The organism is Maribacter antarcticus DSM 21422 (genome assembly GCF_000621125.1).
Taxonomy (GTDB): domain Bacteria; phylum Bacteroidota; class Bacteroidia; order Flavobacteriales; family Flavobacteriaceae; genus Maribacter; species Maribacter antarcticus.
In genome coordinates this window covers 444,485-468,368 of the sequence record NZ_KK211214.1, presented here as the reverse complement: position 1 = coordinate 468,368, position 23,884 = coordinate 444,485, and the positions used below count along the sequence as shown (strand labels likewise).

The 23,884-nt window shown below is 38.4% G+C and carries 22 protein-coding genes and 1 pseudogene; 7 read left to right on the top strand and 16 right to left on the bottom strand.

The window, feature by feature from the left end:
* Positions 1-141 precede the first annotated feature (141 nt).
* On the top strand, positions 142-1,536 hold the full coding sequence (locus Q360_RS0118570; RefSeq protein ID WP_027078417.1) for an exonuclease domain-containing protein: 1,395 nt from the start codon (positions 142-144) through the stop codon (positions 1,534-1,536).
* Between the two features lie 91 nt (positions 1,537-1,627).
* Here the strand turns inward: Q360_RS0118570 and Q360_RS0118565 are convergent, their stop codons facing one another.
* The 10 genes from Q360_RS0118565 to Q360_RS0118515 form a co-directional block, all read right to left on the bottom strand.
* The gene (locus Q360_RS0118565) at positions 1,628-1,777 is read right to left on the bottom strand and encodes a hypothetical protein (protein ID WP_245603293.1); all 150 of its coding nucleotides are present in this window, start codon (positions 1,775-1,777) and stop codon (positions 1,628-1,630) included.
* Between the two features lie 523 nt (positions 1,778-2,300).
* Entirely contained in the window at positions 2,301-2,438 is a 138-nt protein-coding gene (locus Q360_RS0118555; RefSeq protein ID WP_156950170.1) for a hypothetical protein, read from the bottom strand.
* A 122-nt stretch (positions 2,439-2,560) separates the two neighbouring features.
* A complete protein-coding gene (locus Q360_RS0118550) occupies positions 2,561-3,970 on the bottom strand; it encodes an MBL fold metallo-hydrolase (RefSeq protein ID WP_027078414.1) in 1,410 nt (469 codons plus the stop codon).
* Between the two features lie 32 nt (positions 3,971-4,002).
* Entirely contained in the window at positions 4,003-5,757 is a 1,755-nt protein-coding gene (locus Q360_RS0118545) for a SulP family inorganic anion transporter (RefSeq protein ID WP_036196299.1), read from the bottom strand.
* A 74-nt stretch (positions 5,758-5,831) separates the two neighbouring features.
* Entirely contained in the window at positions 5,832-6,422 is a 591-nt protein-coding gene (locus Q360_RS0118540) for a hypothetical protein (RefSeq protein ID WP_027078412.1), read from the bottom strand.
* Between the two features lie 11 nt (positions 6,423-6,433).
* Entirely contained in the window at positions 6,434-7,225 is a 792-nt protein-coding gene (locus Q360_RS0118535) for an aldose epimerase family protein (RefSeq protein WP_027078411.1), read from the bottom strand.
* 174 nt (positions 7,226-7,399) lie between these two features.
* Positions 7,400-8,818, bottom strand: coding sequence for a CotH kinase family protein (locus tag Q360_RS23895; protein WP_051554802.1), 1,419 nt, complete (start codon positions 8,816-8,818; stop codon positions 7,400-7,402).
* A gap of 204 nt (positions 8,819-9,022) precedes the next feature.
* Positions 9,023-10,321: a M20/M25/M40 family metallo-hydrolase gene (locus tag Q360_RS0118525; RefSeq protein WP_051554801.1), complete on the bottom strand. Its 1,299-nt coding sequence runs from the start codon at positions 10,319-10,321 to the stop codon at positions 9,023-9,025.
* 30 nt (positions 10,322-10,351) lie between these two features.
* On the bottom strand, positions 10,352-11,332 hold the full coding sequence (locus tag Q360_RS0118520; RefSeq protein ID WP_027078409.1) for a PLP-dependent cysteine synthase family protein: 981 nt from the start codon (positions 11,330-11,332) through the stop codon (positions 10,352-10,354).
* Positions 11,333-11,450: 118 nt separating this feature from the next.
* Positions 11,451-12,692 carry an ABC transporter permease gene (locus Q360_RS0118515; RefSeq protein WP_027078408.1) on the bottom strand — a complete coding sequence of 414 codons (1,242 nt, stop codon included), beginning with the start codon at positions 12,690-12,692 and terminating at the stop codon, positions 11,451-11,453.
* Positions 12,693-12,695: 3 nt separating this feature from the next.
* Between Q360_RS0118515 and Q360_RS0118510 the strand changes: the two genes are divergently transcribed.
* Positions 12,696-13,931, top strand: coding sequence for an exo-beta-N-acetylmuramidase NamZ family protein (locus tag Q360_RS0118510; protein ID WP_027078407.1), 1,236 nt, complete (start codon positions 12,696-12,698; stop codon positions 13,929-13,931).
* A 4-nt stretch (positions 13,932-13,935) separates the two neighbouring features.
* On the opposite strand, the gene Q360_RS27280 is transcribed toward Q360_RS0118510, so the two are convergent.
* The 5 genes and pseudogenes from Q360_RS27280 to Q360_RS0118480 all read right to left on the bottom strand — a co-directional run bounded on the left by Q360_RS27280 (position 13,936) and on the right by Q360_RS0118480 (position 17,412).
* On the bottom strand, positions 13,936-14,346 hold the full coding sequence (locus Q360_RS27280; RefSeq protein ID WP_316931546.1) for a succinylglutamate desuccinylase/aspartoacylase family protein: 411 nt from the start codon (positions 14,344-14,346) through the stop codon (positions 13,936-13,938).
* A complete protein-coding gene (locus Q360_RS27275) occupies positions 14,325-14,900 on the bottom strand; it encodes a succinylglutamate desuccinylase/aspartoacylase family protein (protein ID WP_316931545.1) in 576 nt (191 codons plus the stop codon). Before Q360_RS27275 ends, Q360_RS27280 begins: the two co-directional genes overlap by 22 nt.
* Positions 14,890-15,757 (bottom strand): annotated as a pseudogene (locus tag Q360_RS23885) (RimK family alpha-L-glutamate ligase). Before Q360_RS23885 ends, Q360_RS27275 begins: the two are co-directional and overlap by 11 nt.
* Positions 15,758-15,971: 214 nt before the next feature.
* A complete protein-coding gene (locus Q360_RS0118485) occupies positions 15,972-16,826 on the bottom strand; it encodes a sterol desaturase family protein (protein ID WP_027078405.1) in 855 nt (284 codons plus the stop codon).
* Positions 16,827-16,914: 88 nt separating this feature from the next.
* On the bottom strand, positions 16,915-17,412 hold the full coding sequence (locus tag Q360_RS0118480) for a YkgJ family cysteine cluster protein (protein WP_027078404.1): 498 nt from the start codon (positions 17,410-17,412) through the stop codon (positions 16,915-16,917).
* Positions 17,413-17,486: 74 nt separating this feature from the next.
* On the opposite strand from Q360_RS0118480, the gene Q360_RS0118475 reads away from it, so the two are divergent.
* Positions 17,487-18,203, top strand: a complete 717-nt coding sequence (locus tag Q360_RS0118475; RefSeq protein ID WP_027078403.1) for a class I SAM-dependent methyltransferase — start codon at positions 17,487-17,489, stop codon at positions 18,201-18,203.
* 41 nt (positions 18,204-18,244) lie between these two features.
* Positions 18,245-19,102, top strand: a complete 858-nt coding sequence (locus Q360_RS0118470) for a hypothetical protein (RefSeq protein ID WP_027078402.1) — start codon at positions 18,245-18,247, stop codon at positions 19,100-19,102.
* Between the two features lie 215 nt (positions 19,103-19,317).
* Here the strand turns inward: Q360_RS0118470 and Q360_RS0118465 are convergent, their stop codons facing one another.
* A complete protein-coding gene (locus Q360_RS0118465) occupies positions 19,318-19,950 on the bottom strand; it encodes a 7-carboxy-7-deazaguanine synthase QueE (RefSeq protein ID WP_027078401.1) in 633 nt (210 codons plus the stop codon).
* A 177-nt stretch (positions 19,951-20,127) separates the two neighbouring features.
* On the opposite strand from Q360_RS0118465, the gene Q360_RS0118460 reads away from it, so the two are divergent.
* The 3 genes from Q360_RS0118460 to Q360_RS0118445 all read left to right on the top strand — a co-directional run bounded on the left by Q360_RS0118460 (position 20,128) and on the right by Q360_RS0118445 (position 23,877).
* Entirely contained in the window at positions 20,128-21,630 is a 1,503-nt protein-coding gene (locus Q360_RS0118460) for a helicase HerA-like domain-containing protein (protein WP_027078400.1), read from the top strand.
* 33 nt (positions 21,631-21,663) lie between these two features.
* The gene (locus Q360_RS0118455) at positions 21,664-22,218 is read left to right on the top strand and encodes a hypothetical protein (protein ID WP_027078399.1); all 555 of its coding nucleotides are present in this window, start codon (positions 21,664-21,666) and stop codon (positions 22,216-22,218) included.
* Positions 22,219-23,037: 819 nt separating this feature from the next.
* Positions 23,038-23,877, top strand: coding sequence for an alpha/beta fold hydrolase (locus Q360_RS0118445; protein ID WP_027078398.1), 840 nt, complete (start codon positions 23,038-23,040; stop codon positions 23,875-23,877).
* The last annotated feature ends 7 nt before the right edge of the window (positions 23,878-23,884 follow it).

Sequence of the window (23,884 nt, the reverse complement as noted above, 5' to 3'; positions counted from 1 at the left end):
CGAGTTTTAAACGGTTGCCTCGAAAGAATGACTTCAGGAAAGATTAATCAAGCGATTACACCCAACTCTTCCCTAATATTTTTGGGTTGAACTTGAAAAGGTGTAGCTTTAAAGTAATTAATTTAAAGATAACCAAAAAGAGTGTACTGCATTATAGACATAGAAACCACAGGGAACGGAATAAAAGGCAATCGTATTACGGAAATTTCCATTTTAAAATATGACGGTCATGAACTGGTAGACGAGTTTACCAGCTTGGTGAATCCGGAATGTGAGATTCCCTATTTTATTACTGGACTTACCGGTATCGACAATGATATGGTCAGGAATGCTCCTAAGCTAAATGAAATTGCATCTAAAATCCTTGAAATAACAAACGACACTATTTTCGTTGCGCACAGTGTAAATTTTGATTACAATGTCATCAAAAATGAGTTGAAAGGCATCAGCATGAAATTTTCCCGTAAGAAGCTTTGCACGGTTCGCCTTTCACGTAAATTACTCCCAGGATATAACTCCTATAGTCTAGGAAAGTTATGCTCTGCTATCGGTATTCCACTAACTGACCGACACCGAGCACGAGGAGATGCCCATGCGACAATGCTCCTATTTCACAAACTATTGAGAACCCAAGGAGCAGAAAAAGTATTTAAATCTTTTTTAAACGTAAGGTCACAAGAAGCTAGCTTACCGCCTAGCCTACCTAAAGAAGAATTCGATAAACTACCTTCAACACCAGGAATATATTATTTTAAGGATGCTAAAGGAGCCATCCTTTATGTTGGAAAAGCCATTAATATTAAAAAAAGGGTGCTGGGTCATTTCTACAATAAATCCAACAAAGAATTGGCTTTATGCAAGGATACCCATTTTCTGGACTTCGAAGAAACAGGAAATGAATTAGTGGCCCTCTTATATGAATCAGGAGAAATTAAAAAACATTTCCCCAAATACAATCGCGCCCAAAAGAAAATCGTACAACAATATGCCATTTTTAGCTATGAAGACAGGAACGGAGTCATCCATTTGGCACATAACAAGCTAAAGCTCGCTCCAAACCCGCTTCATATCCATTATAACCTTACGGGTTGCCGAGCGCATATGGAAAAACTTTGTGAAGATTTCGAACTCTGTCCAAAATATTGTCATCTGCAAGAAAATGTACCACACTGTTCCCATTTTAGACTGAATAAATGCTCCGGTATCTGTAAGGACATCGTGCATTTACAAGAATATAACAGTAAGGTTCAATGGGCCATAAACTCCTTGAAAGAGCAAAAAAATAATTATATAATTAAAGGCAGAGGAAGAACTACGGAAGAGGAAACAATTGTATTGGTCAAAAACAATCTATACGCAGGCTATGGTTTTATACCCAAGGAAGCGCAAATTATAACTTATAAAAACTTAAATCCTTTTTTAAAACTACAGAAAAATACCTTGGAAAGCCAACGCATCATAGCTTCCTATGTTTTAAAATATCCTACATCAGTGATGGAAATCGAAAAAGAAGTTTGGAGTATGGATTACACTTAATCATTAAGATTACGATACATACGCATAACGAAGATGACCCATACCACAAAAATAACAATTACAAAAATCGAATATATTAATACAAAATCCACTATCTTTTACCCTTAAAATAATTCATAAATCCTAGAATGGTAGGTGCCCAAAAAGCTATAAAAATAGCATCTAGCTTTTTACCGCTAAGAAAAAGTACTTCAGAAACAACTATAATGGACAAAACAACCAAGAGTAATATACAGTTCATTACCCCGATTCGTTGAATAAAATTTTTAATCATCGCCTTAGTACAAATCTTACTTAAAGTTAGTAATTAATTTAACATAAAAGTTATTTTTATTAGGTTTTCTTTAACAATTACTAATTCCAAATGGAATTTGTATTGAATAAAAGAAATTTATAAAAAATAGCCTCCAGCACAAATTGATAAGGAAATGTAAAAAACATTTAGCCTATCTAACATCAATTTATTATACTGCTAAGGTATATCAATAATCGCAATAAACCTGCTTATAAAAATCTTATACCTGCAACAACAACTACTCCTTATTTCTTTCGCTATTGATAAAACTTAGTAAAGCCGCAACCAAAATAACACAAACCAAGACGAAAATACCTATCATTAATATTCCGTTACTCCAATTAACCAAAGGATAAAATGTATGCATACTATAGAAATTAGATTACCTATTCAAAATTGTTGGTATTCAAACCAAACATATAATAAAGAAGACAAAAACTGACCAAAAGCGGTAGCGCAAATAAACCGGCTACAACAAGAGCACAAATGAAGAAGGGCCGTCTACCATACCTAAATACACATAAAACCTCCAATAATTACGATTATAGTTCGGAAGGTCCTGTTTAAAATACCCATGCTTATTTTCATACCCAATTTGTTCTAGCATTCCTAAACGACTGTAATGCGACTTTTTATAGATAAAAGAGCAAGCGACCATTGTATAAAAACTACTAGTTACACCGCAAAGTTATGCGAACATTGGTAAACGAAAAATAATGATTATCAGATTTATAAAGTAGAAGGACATACATAATTTGTCATAGCAACACCCTCTTCTTTGATTGCCCCAAAACCACCAGCTACATCGATAAGGTTATGGATGCCTCTACTTTTTAAAATAGATGCTGCAATTACGGAACGATACCCTCCTGCACAATGTACAAAAAACTCATTTTCCTTAGGGAAGTTAGAAAGGTAGTTATTCAGATTGCTCAAGGGGGTGTGCATAGCATCAAGAACATGCTCTGATGCATATTCACCCTCTTTACGAACGTCAAAAGTAGGGGTCTGCTCGACTGCTACTTTTTCTTTAAAATCCGCTGCGGATACCGAAATGATACTATCCGTTTCCTTTCCTTCGGTTTCCCATGCGTCTATACCACCCTTTAAATAGCCTACCGTTCCATCAAATCCTACTCTAGATAATCTAGTGATAGCCTCCTCTTCCTTGCCCGCTGGTATCACCAAGAGTAAAGGTTGTTTGGTATCTGCAATTAAAGCCCCAACCCAGGGCGCAAAATCCCCATTAAGGCCTATAAAAATAGAACGTGGAATATGCTTGGTCACAAACTCATTTTGATGCCTTACATCCAAAATAAAAGCTTCTGTAGTGTTGGCTGCCAACTCAAATTCCTCTGGGGACATTGCCGTTGTTCCCCTATCCAATACAGTAGCAATATCTTCGTAACCTTCCTTGTTCATTTTTACATTCAAAGGAAAGTATTTTGGTGGAGGCAATAGTCCGTCCGTCACCTCTTTCACAAACTCTTGCTTGGTCATATCGGCGCGTAGCGCATAATTCATTTTCTTCTGGTTGCCCAAGGTGTCCACGGTTTCCTTCATCATGTTTTTACCACAGGCCGAACCTGCACCATGCGCCGGATATACGATAACATCGTCAGCCAAAGGCATAATTTTGTTTCGTAAACTATCAAATAGCGTTTCTGCAAGTTGTTCCTGTGTAATGTGGGCTGCTTTTTGTGCAAGGTCTGGCCTTCCCACATCACCCAAAAATAATGTATCCCCAGAAAAAATCGCATAATCTTTACCCTCGGCACCCTTTAAGAGGTAGGTGGTACTCTCCATGGTGTGGCCTGGTGTATGCAGTGCCTTAATGGTAAGCGCTCCCAATTTAAATTCTTGACCATCGGTAGCAATAATCGCATCAAAAGAAGGGTTGGCAGTAGGACCAAATACGATAGGAGCACCAGATTTTTTAGATAAGGTAACATGGCCGCTCACAAAATCGGCATGAAAATGGGTCTCGAAAATATATTTTATTTTTGCGCTGTCTGCCACTGCACGGTCCATATACGGCATTACTTCACGCAAAGGATCTATAATAGCGACTTCTCCATTACTCTCTATATAGTAGGCACCTTGTGCCAAACATCCCGTGTAAATCTGTTCTATTTTCATAAATTCCACTTATTTCATTAAAATACACTGTTCTACACTTTTGAACCCTGCATCGTTTTCTTTTTACACCGATTTTCATAGGCAATACGTGAGCTTACCTCAGACACAGCCTTGGGGTTATCATAGAAAGCTACAGCCTCTTTTGTTTTTACAAATAAATACGCTCTATTCAATTCATTGATGATACCACTACTAAATATAATATCCCTAGTGGGTCCAATCGCTCCCGCGATGTAGAACTGTACTCCCATATCATGGATCACCTGTATCGTCTTCGTTAACATAGCTGCCGCCGTGGAATCAATATAGTTTATGGCTTCCGCATTTAAAACAACACCTTTCAATGCTCCCCCTTTTTTATGTACTTCTTTCAACAATTGGTTCTTAAAAAAAGTTGAATTCCCAAAATACAATTGGGCATCAAAGCGCACAATAAGCAAATCTTCCCTAGAGGTTATTTCATCGCCAAAACGCTCTATATTTTTATAATAGTCGGTATTCCTTACATTACCTAACACGGCAAAATGTGGTTTTGAAGTCCTATAAACCATTAACAATAATGAGCTTAACATACCTATAAAAATCCCTTCTTTAATCCCTAAAAAAAGAGTGGACAAAAAGGTAATCAGTAAGACTACGAACTCATCTCGCCTATTATCCCAAAGTTTTTTGGCATAGCTAACATCAATCAAGCTGAAGACAGAAACCATGATGATACTAGCCAAAGCCGCATTGGGTAAAAATTGAAAAATTGGCGTTAAAAATAATAAAGTCAACACCACTAAAATTACGCTATAGAGCCCAGCCAAATTGGTTTTTGCTCCCGATTGCTGATTTATGGCCGACCGAGAAAAACTAGCAGTGACGGGATAGGCCTGAAAAAAAGACCCTATAATATTAGAAGACCCCAGAGCCAATAATTCCTGATTTGGTTCTATGGTCTCCGCGCCACTTTGAACTTCCAATGCTTTACCTATTGAAATTGCTTCCAAATATCCAACCAAAGCCAAAGCCAAGGCTATGGGCCACAACTTTTCCAAACTGTCCCATTGGAGATTTGGCATCACAAAATTTGGTAATCCACTAGGAACGGTACCTACCAATGCCACACCATAATCGTCAAGCTTAAGCGCATATACGGCCACCATAGCCAATACCACAACAATTAAAATACCTGGAAGACGACGGTTCCATTTTTTAAATACTAAAATTAATAAAATACCTGCGACACCTATACCTAAGGAATACGAGTTTATTTCAAATAGATTGCTATATGCATCCATTAAAAGTATATGAAACGTACTGCTATTGCTAGAAGAACCAGTTCCCAAAAGGTGTTTAAGCTGGCTTAACATAATTATAATAGCAGCTCCGGATGTGAATCCGCTGATAACAGGTTTGGAAAGGAAATTTACCAGAAAACCCATGCGTAATAACCCTAAAACCATCTGCATGGCCCCAACAAGAAAAGCCAAGACCGCCACCATGGCGATGTATTGTTCTGGGCCAGCTATGGAAAGTGTCCCCAAACCAGCTGCTACGAGTAGGGAATCCATAGCAACAGGACCTACTCCAATTTTTCTGGAAGTACCGAGAAACACATAGGTGAGTACCGGTAAAAAGGCAGCATATAGACCGTAAACCGGGGGAAGACCTGCAATCATTGCATAAGCCATGGCCTGCGGCACCAAAACAATACCCACAGTAAAACCAGCTATCAGGTCTTTTGCAACGTAGCTCTTTTTATAAGTGGTGATCCACTGTATAAATGGAAAAAATCGGTTCACAATACGAAGTTACATAATAATGACCGTTCCCCTGCTTGTGGTTTTGGAAAGGTGCTTATGCAAACCAATTTCAGTTAATCATTGAGCTTCCCTAAAAACACATTTACTTTGGGGTGTATCGGATTTCCTGAAGTTCTTCGCAGCAGTACAGCCTGACCTGAGTGCCAAACGGCATCTTCTATTGGTCCGTTTATCTGGTTCCAAAATGGAAATTCCGAATTGCCGTTTTCCCGAATAAAAACAATAGAATGTTTGGATATATCATCGGAAGTCAAAAACAGCGTACTGGCCTGCCTAAAATTCTCCAAGGTGGCAAAACGCATTTCCAAGTGGCTCATTGTTAGCTGTCCTTTGGTGAAATCTGTAGGTACTAGTTTTGCGGAATTCAAAATGGTTCTGGATAGACCATAGATATGACCTAGCGTCTGCTCCAAAGTTCTAGCGTCTACACTTGGTTTATAGCTTAAATCAGCCTCTGTTAAACCTTCCGTGGCCCAATAATAGCGAAAACCCAAACCATCTACCATTCTGGAAATCATTGCTCCTGGTGTATAGTCGAGTGGTGCAGTTGGAATCTTGGCATAGTAAGAACTAGCCTCATTCGTTTCTTGAGAAAAACTGTTTAGCCAGCATAATATGACTAAAAAAAATACGGCACTTTTCATAAATCATTTATTTAGTTGTGCAGCGGTTTTAAAAACACAGTATACTCTTTGGAATTACCATCCAATGTAGAAAATCCTTCATGTAAGTTTTCTTGTGCCACGGCATAAGGATAAAAGGTTATAGGCTCTATACAGACCATATTGGACACTTCTGTCCAAAGCATAAAACTAGTAAAACCAGTTGTAGTAATTTCTAAAGGCTGCCTATCTGAAAGGACCATTTTTTTACAATTTGGAACGTGGAGCGCGCTGCTTCCAACAGCCAACACCTCAGCGATAGAAATAGATTTAACATTGGTTTTTATAGTTGCGCTAGCTGTGTGTAAATTAAAAGCCGGATGGTAGCCCAGCATATAAGGCATACCGATTTTTCCTGCTATTTTAAAGCTTATCTCTAAACCATTATCTATAAGTTGGAACGTTTTGGTAAATTCGAAATCATACGGCCATGACAAGGTTTCCTCTGAAGATTTTTGGGGAAATTTTGAGTTATGTACAACTGTATTCGCTTTATACCGTTTCGTAAAAACTACTTTTGCTGCTGTTTGCTGCGTTACCTCGTACTGCATTTCGCGTAGTAGTCCATGCTGATCCTGTATCGCTTCTCCCATTGGAGTAAGCACCCTAAAGTTTGCTTTATTTGTAGGTCCTATAATGGGAAACATTTCCGTATCCGAGCTACGCCATCCTGGACTTCCTTTTTGATGGATAAACTCATTTTCAGATACTCTATAGCCAACCAATTCTCCTACATCGATTCTTACGGTTTGGTTTCCTAGACTAAGCACAGTACTTTTCTCCATAAAAGTTTAATGATTTGAACACTATTAAATAGATGTAACTATCTACAACTACGCAAAGACCCTTTTATTTTTCCTAGCCCTAAAGGGAAATAAAACGGAAATTGGCTGACTTTAATACTAGAGAAATAGGTGTAAATATATTGAAAACTACTTCCTCAAATTTGAGAAAAACGCTTACAATCCATCTATTTCAGTATCCATCCATAGCAACCTATTCTCTATCCAATCGGTCAAATACCCTAACTCTTGTTCAGAGGTATTTCCAACAAAATTATTGGGCCAAATGTACGTTCCTAACACAGGCCATCTTATAAAGTTATTTTTTGTAGCCGCGGAAACACTTAACAAAGCTGTATAGAAATCAATTTTTGACAAAATAGCTCCATTTGACAAGCTACTACCGCGTAGTTCGTTCCATCTAGATTGTAACTTGGCCACATAGGAAGGGTCTTGCAAAAGACGTTCCCACCAAAAAGGCACCAGTAAAAAATCCTGCGGACAACGCTGATTAAATTGGTAAGCCCATACATTGGTGCTTCCACCATCACAATAATCGGCATTCCCAAAGGCAAGATTAAAATCCCAAATGGGTCCCATTTTTAACTTTTCATTTTTATCCTTATGCATATACGTGCTTATACGATAGCCGTCTACGTTATTGGAAAGCTCGTTCAGAATAAAGAAATCGATAAAACTATCCACATCTATAAAGGCCTCGTAACCGGTTTCTATGTTCGTAAAAGCATCAGAAGCTAAAGCCGCCTCAAACTGACCTACATAATTGGAGATATACGTTTTCTGTTCCATGGTAATATCCGCTGCATCCGGTTCCTCGTATAGGAAATTAATTTCTTGCCCTAAATTAGCATTGGGCGGGGCAACGGTCGATACAAAAGAATTTTGATCATTATAGCCCTCTCCTAAATTGGTGCCAGCAGTCTTGTCTATCTTTAAAATATAACCACCCGTTACATCTTCTCCTGAGTTTTCGTCTTCTTTCAGTTTATTAATATCGATGCGACCAGAATCCCTTTTTAGCTTTTCCATGAATACATACACTCCTTGATACGAGTCATTTATGGTAACCTCTACAAATTTTGTCCTACTCGCATATTGGTTCATATCTCTGGATAAATCATAAATCAACATATTCCGCATTAGGGATTTATCGCTGTATGGCGCGTATAAAATCCAATCTTCCTCTTCCGGAAATTCAAGTACGGGGACATCCAAATCCTCATTAGCGGCATCCCTAGTTTCAAACCCAAATGATTTTTTTGGAAACATTTGAGAGGAAGCTCCTCTAATTTCAATACCCATTCCTCCCTCATAAGACACCGCATCCCCTTCTATAATTGTAAACGTAGCATCTATCTTCGGCTCATCTACAATTTGGTTTCCATTCGTAGAAATAGCGACCAAGGGTAACCTGTCTTCGGGTGAAATTACCGTTTCCTCTTGCTCTTCCTCTTGCTCTTCCTCTTGTTGAATGGATGGTGTATCGTTCGAACTACAGTTGAAAAGAAATAGCGATAGCACTAGTAGCACCAAGTTATTTGTTGCGAAAAAATAGTGAGAAAATTGGATTTTCATCGGCTTAATTTTTAACTAAGATACCAAAAGTAATGCATACCGAGTATTGACCAGCCTTATACAAAAAGCTGCAATAAACACATTAAGAAACCATGACTATAAAATACTAAAGCTGATGTTTTAACATCAATAAGCATTTAACTCAAGAATACTTTCTCACCATTCACTTTAACGCATCAGTTTATACAGACTGTACACTTAAATTTACTGGTTTATCAACCTATAAATAAGCAATGCGGTTCTTTTCGTTAGTGCCTCTATGGTATTCAGATTAACCGTTTCCTCCGGAGTATGCGCTCCCCTACCCATGGTTCCAAGACCATCTAAACAAGCTACATAATCCGCCACAAAAGAAGTATCCGCTGCTCCTCGTTTACCTGGGTCGTAGGCTAATACCGCTCCTTGTCCTAAATCGGTACTGACCACATTCAGTTGTTTCAATAATTCCAAATTGGATGCTTTTGGCCCCATAGCGGGATAACTATCCGTGAACGTCACAGTTGCTGAAGTCATGGGTAGATTATTTGCTACTATTTCACGCATTTTTTCCCTAGCACCCTCCTTTTGCTCCTCGGATATAAAACGAAGTCCACCACGAACTTCTGATTTTTGAGCCACTACATTTGACTTACCAAATACGGTTCCCTTGCTCGTAGCATCATCATATTCTACAAACGTACCCCCCATTAAGGTGCCTGGATTGAAGGTCAACAAATCTTCTCCTTTTACATCAGTATAAAAACGATGAAGTATACGGGACATTTCAAAAATAGCACCAGCTCCTGTATTTTCGCTAAAAATACCAGAGGAATGGGCACGCTTTCCTGTTACCTCAACTTTCCAACCAGAAGCGCCTCTACGAGCTACAGTGGCATAATTAAAGCCTGTAGAGGTCTCAAATCCAAGTGCAATATCACTCCGTTTTGCCGCGTCAATTAAATCTTTTCTGCTCACGGTCAAAGGCTTTCCGGTACTTTCCTCATCGCCTGTAAAAGCAACGATGATTTGAGCATCATTTAATAAGCCTTGCTCTTGAAGTGCCTTTAGCGCATATAGAATAATGACATTCCCACCCTTCATGTCATTTCCACCAGGTGCATGAGCAATACTATCATTGATTTTAGTAAACGTCTGAAACGGACTGTCTTCCTCGAACACCGTATCCAAATGACCAATCAATAGCAACTTCTTCCCTTTTTTTCCATTGGTTTCCGCAAACAAGTGGCCCGCCCTGTTCATCTCTTCCGGCATAGGAATCCAAGTAGTTTTCATACCTATGTTTTCAAAGGCAGTTCCAAAAACATCCCCTACTTTTTTTACTCCCGCTACGTTTAAGGAACCACTGTTAATATTGACTACCTGTTCCAGAAAACCAATAGCCTCCGCATTATTAGCTTCAATACTTTTAATAAATTTCTTTTCGGTCCTCGATAGGTTTTGTGCAGATAATGATACTACAAACAACATGACCGAACATACTAAAGCTATTCCTGATCTCAACATAGGATATATTTTTTCTATTAATTTTACTAGTTACTCTAAGAACCCCTGCTCACGCATCCACTCATCGTTAAACATCTTTCCAACATACCTACTACCGTGGTCATGGAACAAAACCACGACTACATCGTCCTTCGTAAAATGTTCTTTTAATTGTAACAAACCTTTTATAGCAGCACCGGCAGAATTACCTAAAAACATAGCTTCTTCCTTTGCTAAACGTTGAGTGTATACCGCAGCATCTTTGTCCGTTACCTTAGTAAAACCATCAATGACCCCAAAATTTACATTTAGGGGTAGAATATCCTCACCTATTCCTTCTGTTATGTAGGGATAAATTTCCTTTTCGTCAAAAACCCCCGTTTCATGGTATTTCTTAAAGACGGAACCATAGGTATCCACACCCCAAATCTTAACATTGGGATTCTTCATTTTTAAATACGAACCTACTCCAGATATGGTTCCGCCAGTTCCAACACCAACGACAAAGTGCGTTACCTTCCCATCCGTTTGTTTCCATATCTCTGGTCCGGTACTCAAAAAATGGGCCTTGCAATTAGAAGGATTATCATATTGATTTACGTACCAAGAATTGGGTATTTCGGTGGCTAGTCTTTTAGCCGTGCTGTAGTAGCTTCTAGGATCTTCAGGAGCAACATCTGTTGGGCAAACATGTACTTCGCTTCCAACCGCTCGAAGAATATCCATTTTTTCCTTCGATTGCTTATCGCTTATCACACATATCATTTTATAGCCTTTGATGGTCGCTGCTAAAGCCAATCCCATTCCAGTATTCCCAGAAGTACCTTCAATAATAGTGCCCCCCGGTTTTAAAACTCCGGCTTCTTCAGCATCATCAATCATTTGAAGTGCCATACGATCTTTGACCGAGTTTCCCGGATTGAAGGTCTCGTACTTTGCCAAAACCAAGCACGGCAGTTCGGCCGTTAATTTATTCATTTTTACCATGGGCGTATTCCCTATGGTTCCCAAAATATTTTCTACGTATTCCATGTTACTTTTACTTGTTACTAATGAGGATTAATGCGACATCAATCTAAAAAACACCATTTACATCCCAAGTTCTACGTCAGGTTTCCTATTCCCTTGTACTTACATTAATTACATATTATTACTCAAAACGGATGGCTTTGACCGGCGTAATTTTTGTGATGATATACGATGGTACGAGCAGCATTAAAAGGCACAAGACCATAACGCCAACATTCAAGTAGACTACCGTCATTATATCCATATGTACTGGAATATATTCTATATAATATTCCTTAGGATTGGGAAACTTAAAAGGTTTAAAAACCTCTTGGATATAAATAAACCCTAAACCAATCAAATTACCCCAGAACAAACCAATACCGATAAGATAGGCCGCATTATACAAAAAGACTTTTCGTATACTCCAATTATTGGTGCCCAATGCCTTTAGTATTCCAATCATGGGGGTGCGTTCCAAAATCAAGACTAATAAAGCCGTAATCATATTAAAACCGCATACCACCATTAAAATACCAATAATTAATATGATATTAAAATCGAACAGTCCTATCCATTCAAAAATATTTCGGTATTTTTCCTTAAGCGTTTTAGTGTCCAAGTCGGACAAGGTCTTTGCGTAAATCAGTTTGCTTTTTTCATCAATAGCATCAAAACTATCCAAGAATATTTCAAAATTCCCTACCTCATCTTCGGTCCACTTATTCATTCGTTGAATGTGCCGTATGTCTATAAACAAAAAGAGTTCATCTATTTCTTCAAAACCACTATCGTAGATACCCTTGATGGTAAACTTTCGTTGATTGGGCAAGGCATTAGTGTTCTCATTTTTTAGAAAAAAAGTGAAAAAGGAGTCGCCAACCTTCATGTTCAATCTATTAGCCATGAGTTTGGACATTAAGACGTCTCCGTTTAATCCAGCATTATAACTCGGTAATTCACCCACAACCAGATACTCTTCCAGGGCTTCCCAATTATAATCGTCCCCTACACCTTTAGCAATAACACCCTCAAATGTTTCTGAAGTACGTATAATACCCGCCTTTGTTGCCACCGCCTGCACGTGCACAACACCATCAACACTGTTAAAATTGGGATAAAAATCTTGATTTTTGGATACTGGTACTACCGAAACCTCCGAATTATTATTATCGTAATTATAGATTTGAACATGCCCGTTAAAAGCAGTAACCTTTTCCCGAATTTTGTATTTAAGACCTACTCCTGTGGCAATGGCAATCAACATCATAACCAATCCCAAAGCAATGGCTGCAATAGCGATTTTTATTATTGGTGCGGAAATGCTAATTTTATGCTCCTTACCCGTAATAAGCCGTTTGGCAATAAAATACTCTAGGTTCAAATGATGTTATTTATATACAATTTCAAAAATACAGTTTTATTATCGTTTTTGATATGCGCTGGATGTGGAAACCCGGCCAAATCCATGAAAGAAAAAACGACTAACAACAGCAAAATAGAAGCACCTATACGTATTAAACCCATCATGGTGGCCGCAAACCGAACAGCAAAGTACGTACCGCTGCTGAAGAACAAAAAAATAGCAGTCGTGGCCAACCAAACCAGTGTTATTTTTAACAAAGAAATCAATACGCATTTGGTGGATTCTTTATTGGCATTACAAATAAATATAAAAAAAGTATTTGCACCAGAACACGGGTTTAGAGGCCAAGCAGATGCCGGCGAAAAGGTAGCCGACGGTACGGACCCTAAAACAGGACTTCCGCTAATCTCTCTATACGGTAAGAACAGAAAGCCCTCGCAAGCACAATTAAAAGACATAGATTTAGTTCTCTTTGACATTCAGGATGTCGGCGTGCGGTTTTATACCTACATCGCTACCTTGCAACTGGTGATGGAAGCCTGTACTGAAAAAGGTATTCCGGTCATTATACTTGACAGACCCAATCCCAATGCGCACTATGTAGACGGTCCTACGATGAAAGCAGAGCATATCGGGTTTTTAGGGATGACAGAAATACCATTGGTATACGGGATGACCATAGGGGAATATGCCCAAATGATTAACCAAGAAGGATGGTTAGAAGGAAAAAAGAAAGCCGAACTGACTGTAATTCCATTAGAAAATTGGACGCGAGACATGGCGTACCACCTACCTATAAGACCCTCTCCAAACCTACCCAATGATACGTCCATATCCCTATACCCCAGTCTTGGGCTTTTCGAAGGCACCAATACCAATGCGGGCCGCGGTACGGAATTTCAGTTTCAACGCTACGGAGCTTCTTTTATGGATTCCACACAATATGATTTTAATTATGTTCCAAAACCCAACTTTGGCTCCAAATATCCTAAGGAAGAAGGTAAAACGTGTTATGGAAAAGACTTGTCCGACACACCAAGAATGAACGAAATATCTCTAAGATGGCTTATAGATGCCTACCAAAACACTACTGATAAGTCAAAATTCTTCCGTACTACTGGTTTCACAAAGCACGCAGGAACAGAAATACTTCAAAAACAGATAGAAGCAGGTAATTCTGAAGCTGTAATCAAGGCCACTTGGCAGGCTGATATTGAAAAATTCAACAAGATTAGGCTAAAGTATTTAAGATACTAAAAACTTACTCTTTTGAAATATGAAAAATACCATCTCCTTGGTTCACAATTGGAGATTGGTTAACGCAAATAACATACCCTGAAAATTGTGATTTAATAGCACGTTCAAAAGAACCAAAAGGGTCGGAGATACTACCTAAAACAGTCCCTTTTTCTACTTTTTCTCCTGGTGCTATGTAAGGGTGCATCATACCAGAATAACCAGCGCGTATCCAAGTGGAATTTTGTATTATGATAGGGCTGGATTCGACTGCATTGCCTTCAGTAAGTTCATTTTCAAAATTACGCATTCCCAAATGTTGCATGACGCGCAATGCACCGTGTAAACCGGTTTTGGTTATTTCATCATCTATGTGAAGTGATTTACCACCCTCGTACAGCAGTACTTTTTTATCTAGCTTATGAATGTTTCCCATAAAGATTTCTCCCTACGTGCAGATTTAATAATGAAGGAAGGACTAAAAACCTTTGCGAGCTCAAGACTAGCAATGTCATGCTTACCAATACGAACTTGTGGTACGATAAACCTACTATCCCCACCAGTATGATAGTCTATGCAGTAGTCTACTAATGGAGCTATTTCCTTTATGATATGGTACGCAAATCTACTTGCCAAAGAACCCCGTGGACTGCCAGGAAACACACGATTTAAGTCTCTCCCATCAGGAAATTGTCTCGCCTGATCCAAAAAACCAAATACATTTACCACTGGAATACATATAACCATTCCCAACTCTGGCTTATTGTATTCTTTAGAAATGAGTTGTCTTACAATCTCAATACCATTAATTTCATTACCATGAATTCCGCCAGTTACAAGCAATGTAGGCCCTTCTTTCTTTCCCCGCTCTACAATTATAGGTACTTGAATTTTTATCGGCGTATGTAACTTGGCAATATCTAAATTTAACTGAACTCCTTTTCCTTTGGCAATGATTTGCCCTAATACTTCAATTTCCTTATTCAACATTGCGCTCCATATGCTGAATTATCTTACTTGCGATACCTTTTCCTGTTGCTAATTCTATTCCCTCGAATCCTAGAGATGAGTGTACTTCTAAAATTAAAGATCCTGTTGCCGATTGCAACATATTTACCCCAGCAACACCAAGTCCCAAGACTTTGGCTGCTTTTATGGCCGCATTCTCTTCTTCATCTGTAAGTTCAATAATGTTGGCTGAACCACCTCTGTGCAGATTGGAACGAAATTCACCTTCTTTACCCTGGCGTTACATCTATCCAACCACCACTCCGTCAATAACAAAAGCCCTAATATCCGCACCTTTGGCCTCCTTGATAAATTCCTAAACGATAACCCTAGCTTGTGATCCATTGAAAGCCTCTAATATGGGTTCTGCAGAATTCCGGTTGTACGCTAATACAACACCAATACCCTGAGTACCTTCCATTAATTTTATAACCACAAGTACACCAGCAGCTTTGTGTATAATTGCGCCTACATTTTTAAAATAGTTACTAAAAACTGTTTTTGGAAACCCCAAACCAGCCCTTGATAATATCCGAAGGCCTCTTAATTTGTCACGTGACCTTACCAAGGCTTGAGATTCTAATGCCGTAAATACTTTCATCATTTCAAATTGACGAACTACTGCAGTTCCATAAAAGGTAATAGAAGCACCTATACGAGCAATAACCCCATCAATATCGTCAATTTCCTTTCCTTGATAAATGCGTCCTGGCTTTTTTTTCTATAATAAGATCACATTTAGTATGGTCTATAATCTGCATCTCGTGCCCTTTGGCGACCCCAGCTTCAATAAGGCGTTTAGTAGCATATAGATGTTGAGAGAGAATAACAATTTTCATGAATTATTTTAAATTAGGGTTAGTTCTGGATTAAAGCTAAAGCTCGTTAATCTAATAACTAGGAAAGATAAGATAGTTTGATTAAAGGATATTTAAACCTATTACAATTATAAAATTTGGAAGGTGCGATTTGAGCCGTTTTAAAATAAACAGTTAAGCAAAAAGACTAAAAATGATTTTATCCTAGTATATACACAACAAATTTCTTTACTAACTATACAGCAACATTCCCTTCTCTGTTGTCAATGGCTGAAGGTTTACGATACCTATGAAAAGGTTGCTTCAATAGTCCCTTAATACTCGAATTCTCTTTTTCGTTGGGGAAGGTATCTACGCCATAAGTGATTTTTTCACGATTAAGGGCCATATACGTTCCGAACATGTGATCCCAAATAGAGAAAATATTTCCATAATTAGAATCTGTGTAGGGTAATTTGTAATGGTGATGCACCTTGTGCATATCAGGAGAAATAAGCAACCAACTTATAGCGGTATCCAGTTTTGTGGGCAACTTAATATTTGCATGATTAAATTGGGAAAGCACTACGGAAAGACTTTGATACAGCATGATAATTCCCACCGGAGCACCTACCAGAAAAACCCCTAATAGCGTAAACATATAACGAATCAGACTTTCTAAAGGATGGTGTCTATTGGCAGTCGTAGTATCCACATTATGGTCGGAATGATGCACCAAATGCACCATCCACAGCGGCTTCACTTTATGTTCTACAAAATGTGCAGTGTAGGCACCTATCAAATCTAACAGCATTACCCCCAAAACTACATATAGCCAAAAGGGTATTTTTGGCAACCAATTGATGATTCCAAAATTATTAACCACCGTCCAATCCGAGGTTTTCAATAGTAAAAATGCTAAGGGGAAATTGATAATAATCGTCGTTAACGTAAAAAACATATTAGGCAATGCATGCTTCCATTTCTTATACCTGACACTAAATAAAGGTACAATACCTTCTAAAATCCAGAAGAATGTGATGCCCCCTACTAAAATTAAGGTTCGATGTAAGGGTGGTATGGTTTCGAAATAAGTAATCAATTGTTCCATGCTTTAAATATACTTATTTTACTTTTCAGTAGTTAAATTCAGAGTTCACGGTATTATAAAGGATGTATTTACTGTATTCTTAATGCTACTATATTCCGCCAACTCTTTTCTTCATCTCCTCCACAATATTAAATGCAGCAGGACAAATAGCCACGTTTTTAAGGGTAAGGTTACTTATTTGCTGAAACTTTTTTCGGTTGGTATGTGGAAACTCTCGGCACGCTTTGGGTCGCACATCATATATAGAACAGTAGTTATCCGTACCTAAAAATGTACATGGAACCCCTTGGAGCACATAATCATTTTCCTCATCCAGATGCAAATAGGTGTCTATAAATTTTTGAGGTTTTAAACGAAAGTGTTTGGCGATGCGCTCAATATCGGCATTGGTAAAAAGTGGCCCAGTAGTCTTACAGCAGTTGGCACAGGTAAGACAATCGGTGCGTTGAAATTCTTCTTTATGTAATTCCTGCATCAAATAATCTAGATTTTTTGGCGGCTTCTTTTTTAGCTTGGCAAAAAACTTCTTGTTTTTAGTATGCTTTTCCTTGGCCTTTACAGGTAATTCGGTAATTGTTTTCTCCATCACATAAAAGTTTCAGTTCAAAACTAGGGAAGTCGTTCTAAAAAACGGGATTTTTGCATTGCAAAACCATCAATTTGGAAAAAGATATACTAGGCAACGCGCTATTAGATTTCCACAACGGAGACTATACCTCCGATATCATCACATACTCCTCCCTGGAGGAAGAAGATGTATTGCCCCTCCCATACCTTTTTAGGAATTATGAGCAAATGCCGAATCTTGAGAAACAAGCTTTGGAACTTTGCAGGGGCTCTACTTTGGATATAGGGTGCGGAGCGGGAAACCACAGTTTATATTTACAAAAAAAAGGACTCGTGGTGTCTTGTATGGACCAATCTCACGGCGCCATAGCGGTATGCAAATCTAGGGGTATAAAAAAGACTAGTCAAGGTACGCTCCTCGATTTTGACCTTGGTAAGTATGACACGCTCCTACTTCTAATGAACGGCATTGGTATTTCGGGTCGACTAAAACATATAGACATGTTTTTAAACAAATTAAAGTCGCTTTTGAACGAAGGAGGACAAATACTTTTGGACTCCAGCGATATCCTTTATATGTTTGAGAGGGATGAAGATGATGGGTATTGGATTCCGGAAGACGTAGCGTATTATGGAGAAGTGAGCTTTACTATGGAATACAAGAACCAAAAAAGCGATAAATTCCCATGGCTATACTTGGATTTTAATACCTTGCAAAGAGCGGCAGCGTTTAACGGACTCGTATGTGAACTAGTAATTGAAGGAGAACATTTCGACTACTTAGCTAGATTAAGTTTAAAAACGTACTAAATGGGCACGTTTTTTGCAGTGCGAGGTTATAAAAATTGTGTATGAAGAATTCTAAAAGGCTTTTGGTACTTATGTCTTGTGTGTTTATTTTGATAGGTTCTCATAGTTGTTCCAAAGAGGAGGCTCAACCAAAAGAAATAAATAAAACACCTAACTTACAAACAACAGGGGATTCCGCAAACGATATTCTTTCAAATACCAATTTTGATAAAATACTAATTGAAATTGCCCATGTTTCCGGTTTTAGACCGAGAGAACAGACCATCACACAATTTACCGATTTCCTTAGACAGTATACATTTAAACAGAACATAGCCGTACAGTATTTAGAATTGGAATCCCCCGATGAAGAAGACTTGACCCTTGAAGAAATTTCAGATTTAGAAATAGAGAACAGAACTGCCTATAACGACGGAAAAACGTTGGCAATTTATATCTATTTCGCAGATGCTCCTTCAGAAGGAGATGATATGTCAGAAGGCTTAGTTACCGTAGGGGCAGTGTATAGAAACACCTCAATGATTATCTATGAAAATACTATTAGAAGATTAGCCTCTCAAAACCCGTCAATATCGGTTACAGATGTGGAGTCTGCGACGTTAAACCATGAGTTTGGACATTTATTTGGACTGGTAAACCTTGGCTCAACACCTGTAAATGACCATGAAGACCTTGAGGCACCAAACCACTGCAATGTAGTAGGCTGTTTAATGCGCGCAGAACTACAACTTGGAGGCGGTGCTAGCAAAAGCACTACAGAGCATAATGGTTTAAAAGCAAGCTGTAATCTGTCTGGAAATACGATGATGCGATTATTGCAATCTAAAACCAGCAAAAGCTACACGGTTGATTTAGATTCGGAATGTGTACTTGATCTAAGGGCAAATGGTGGTAGGTAAAAAATAACTATTATGTTTAGGCTTCATAACTCTTACTATGTCTTGTTTACTTACGTTCTTGAGAATACTGGGGTCCGTCCTGATTTTCAAGACTTTAAAACATATTTTATAGCAGCGTTACAATAAATTCTATACTCCTTAACTCAGCATAAGTCTCAGTCAGCTTAGCAAAATAACTTGTACTACAGAGGACATAGGAAACTAACAGCTTTTCCTTAAGGAATATTCAAATATTTATGGGTTTGTAAGGACACCTTCCACTTGGGGTTTTTCATAACGTAATCCACAATCAGCGGCGTTACTTTATCGCGCACGCTCCACTCAGGCTGCAGGTATAAAATACAGTCTTTGTTGGTTTTTTTAGCCTGTTCTTCTGCAAAATAAAAATCGTGCTTATTATAAACAATTACCTTAAGCTCATGCGCCTCGTCATAAATGCGCCCTTCAGGTAATTTGTTCTTTTTAGGAGACAGACAAATCCAATCCCAATCACCGCTTAGCGGGTAGGCTCCTGAGGTCTCAATATGCGTTTTTAATTGTTTTGCTTTTAAGGAAGACGTCAGTGGACCCATATCCCAAGTTAACGGCTCACCTCCTGTAACTACTATTGTATCTGAATATTTAGCGGCATTGGCTACAATAATATCGATATTGGTAGGGGGATGGGTATCCGCATTCCAGCTCTCTTTAACATCGCACCAATGACAACCAACATCACAGCCCCCTACACGTATAAAATAGGCCGCGGTTCCTTTATGAAAACCTTCACCCTGTATGGTATAAAACTCCTCCATTAAAGGAAGCATAACTCCCTTATCAACCAAAGCAAGTACCTCTTGTTTTTCCATCTTGCAAAGATACGAATAACAAGTGCTAATATTTAAGAACAATGGGGTGCTCTTTTTTACTTAACAAGTGCTGAGAAACAATGACATAAACAAAGCTGTTAATTACATTTAATAACCCCATAGAAAATCTGTCGTCCCATTCCTTAAAATCAGCTATTTTTATCAAAAATAAAGAAGATGGGTTCCAAAGAGGGTTTCTTTACACATATTGAAAAAGGATATACTACCAAGGGCGATTTCATAATAATGGGAGCAGCCATCCTAGACAAAGAGGCCGTCACCAATGCGTTAGTGAAAATACCTTTAAAAACCCTTAACCGTCATGGACTCATTTCAGGGGCAACTGGAACAGGAAAAACAAAAACATTACAAGTTTTGGCAGAAAACCTATCGGAAAAAGGTATTCCTGTTTTATTAATGGATTTAAAAGGGGATTTAAGCGGACTAGCACAACCCAGCCTAGGACACCCAAAAATTGATGAACGCCATGCTAAAATTGGCATGCCCTTTGAAGCAAAAAGCTTTCCAATCGAAATCCTATCGCTATCCGAGCAAGACGGAGTTAAGATGAGGGCAACGGTTTCCGAATTCGGGCCTACCCTACTCTCTCGTATTTTAAACCTTAGCGAGACACAACAAGGCATTGTTGCCGTAGTCTTTAAATACTGTGATGACAATAAGCTGCCTTTGTTAGATCTTAAGGACTTTAAAAAAGTACTCCAATATGCCACTGGTACCGGAAAAGCTGAATTTGCTAAGGAATATGGCCGTATTTCAACAAGTTCTACCGGCTCCATTCTAAGGAAAATAATTGAACTCGAGCAACAAGGAGCAGACTTGTTTTTTGGAGAAAAATCATTTGAAGTAGATGATTTAACTAGAATAGATGAAAACGGCAGGGGTTACATAAACATTCTTAGACTGACCGATATTCAAGATAGACCTAAACTATTTTCTACCTTTATGCTGAGCTTGTTGGCGGAAATTTATGATAGCTTTCCAGAGCAAGGTGATAGCGATAGGCCTGAACTTATTATTTTTATTGACGAAGCTCATCTGATATTCAAGGAAGCATCAAAAGCACTGCTAGACCAGATAGAAAGCATTGTAAAATTGATACGCTCCAAAGGTATTGGACTCTATTTTGTAACCCAAAATCCCACCGATGTTCCCAACGAAGTACTGGCGCAGCTTGGACTTAAAGTACAACATGCCTTACGTGCCTTTACAGCAAGAGACAGGAAAGCCATAAAACTTACGGCGGAGAATTATCCGATTTCGGAATTTTACAATACCAAAGAAGTGCTTACCTCGCTGGGTATCGGGGAAGCGTTGATTTCTGCCTTAGATGAAAAAGGAAGGCCAACTCCTTTAGCAGCTACCTTATTACGCGCACCCATGAGTCGCATGGACATCCTCACTAACAAAGAGCTCAAAGCAGTAATTGATACATCAGATTTAGTTAAAAAGTATGGGGAAATTATAGACCGTGAAAGTGCCTACGAAATATTAAACAAAAAAATTGAAAAGGCCGAAAAATTAGCCGAAACAGAAAAAGCTAAACCTGCGAGAAGAGCAAGCACTCGCACTAGCACAAGACAAAACCCCATTATAAAAGTACTTACCAGCGCCACTTTTATAAGAGGCGTACTCGGGGTATTAAAAAAAGTAATGCGATAAATAATCAACCTAAGAAATAACGAATAGCACCTAATGAAATCAATCAAAACAATCATAATTATTTTTTCTTGCCTGCTTGCAACCCAATGCCAAAAAGAAAAAGACCCTAATTTTTTAATAGCCTCTAACCAGGTTGGAAAGCTAGACAAACAAAGTTTAGCCAGAGATCTTGAACTTATTTATGCCAAAGATTCACTGGTCATGGATACGGTAAAACTAAATTTCGGGAGTGGAGCGAGCAAAATTAAAATTTTTGAAAAAGGTGGTGCGCTATTGCTTACGCTGACCCCTAATTCTGACAGTATTCCTACGGTACAGAACGTTCAGATAAAGGACCCACGCTTTACGACATCAAATGGTGTTACCATCAAAAGTACCTTCAAAGATATTAAGGAGAAATACAAAATCAAGAAAATCATTACCTCTCTGAATAACGTTGTCATTTTACTTAAAGAAAATGATCTTTATTTCACTATTGATAAAGCAGAGTTGCCCGCCGCCTTACGCTATAATGCAAATACCACCGTAGAAGAAGTCCAAATTCCAGACAATGCCAAGATTAAATATATGATGGTGGGTTGGGACTAATGTTAATAAAAAAAGTAATACGTGCTCGTTTGCGTGTTTACTAGGTGCGAACAGAAGGTTTAAGTTAGAAACGAAAGTTGTCGCGACTAGGCAATCTGTTGCATAAAGCGAAAGACAAGAAAGTAGTTCAAGAGGAACTTAAAAATTTTAATTTGATTTCGCTTACCAGGTGTTCAAACGCAGAAACAAAAGCTTAGATAATAAGCTATAAATTATGAGTAAAAATTACAGGCTTTAAAAGTCTCCTTTTAGTGTTCCAGCTTCGGATAGAAAATATATTACAGAGCACTTTGGCATGGCCACGGACGGGAACGAACAACGTAGCATTGCCCCCATGATTGCTCCGCCCGGTTGGAGTGAACCTGCCCAAAATCTAGAATTTGATGGGTACACGCTAGTCGTGAAAGGAAAAAAAACTGGTTGTAGGTGGGGTAACGGATATTTTAAATGCTGAATAATCTTTTAAAGTAAATAAAAATAATAGTGTTCAATATTCTAATCCGTTTAAAGAACCCTGTGCGTACGTTTCAGTATGTACGCCAGCTTTAGTATGGATAAGGCGAATAGGGAAGAATAGCCCAATTTGATTGGAATCTGCTCTTGCTAACTAGACTCTTGGGATATTCCACCGTCTAATTTTTAAAATTCACTTCATATAGACAAATCACTATCACCTATTTACACACCTATAAAACGCTCCCTTCCACTCCGTTTCCTTAGTAAAAAGTCATAGCGAACTCTTTCTATTCATAAGCAAAATCTCAAAACCAAAGCTATTGGAATATAAAAAGCATTATGTATTTTTACGCTCCAAAACCTATGAAAAAAATCCGCTCCAATCTTGCCCCAAAAGCATATGGCATCCTTTTAAATCTATATGCCCTTATACATCCTAAAAAAGCAGCAGAAAAAGCGTTTTCCATCTTTTCTAAAGTTAGAAAAGGAAAGGTACTTCCTCACCAAAAAGCGTTTTTAGATAGAGCAAAAGACAAAAAAATACCTGTAGCGAACAATACCATACAAACGTACCGATGGAGCGGCAAAAAAGAAACAATACTACTGATTCACGGTTGGGAAAGTAATGCATGGCGCTGGCATAAACTTATTGAAAAACTGCAAGTAGCAAATTATAACATTATCGCGTTTGACGCACCTGCACACGGCTATTCTAGCGGAACTCACCTACATGTTCCTTTGTATGCCCAAGGATTACAAGCTATTATAAAGGCCTATTCTCCCAAATACCTCATCGGACATAGCATGGGCGGAATGACAGCCCTCTACAACGAATACTTGTTTCCCGATTTAACTGTTAAAAAAATAGTAACTATAGGTTCTCCTTCAGAATATCATGCAATAATGACCCATTTTAAACAGCTATTGAATTTCAATAATCGGGTATCCAAGATATTGCGAGCATATATTTTTAAGCGATTCGGTTTAAGTGAAACACAATTTTCTTCTGCTAGATTTGTACAAACCAACACCAAAAAAGGCTTACTATTTCACGACCGTTTGGACACTATTGCACCACATCACGCATCTAAACTTGTACATGAGGCATGGAAAGGAAGTACTTTAATTACCACAGAAGGCCTTGGACACTCCATGCACCAAGATGAAGTAAACGAACAAATAATTACTTTTTTAGCATCTTAAAATGATG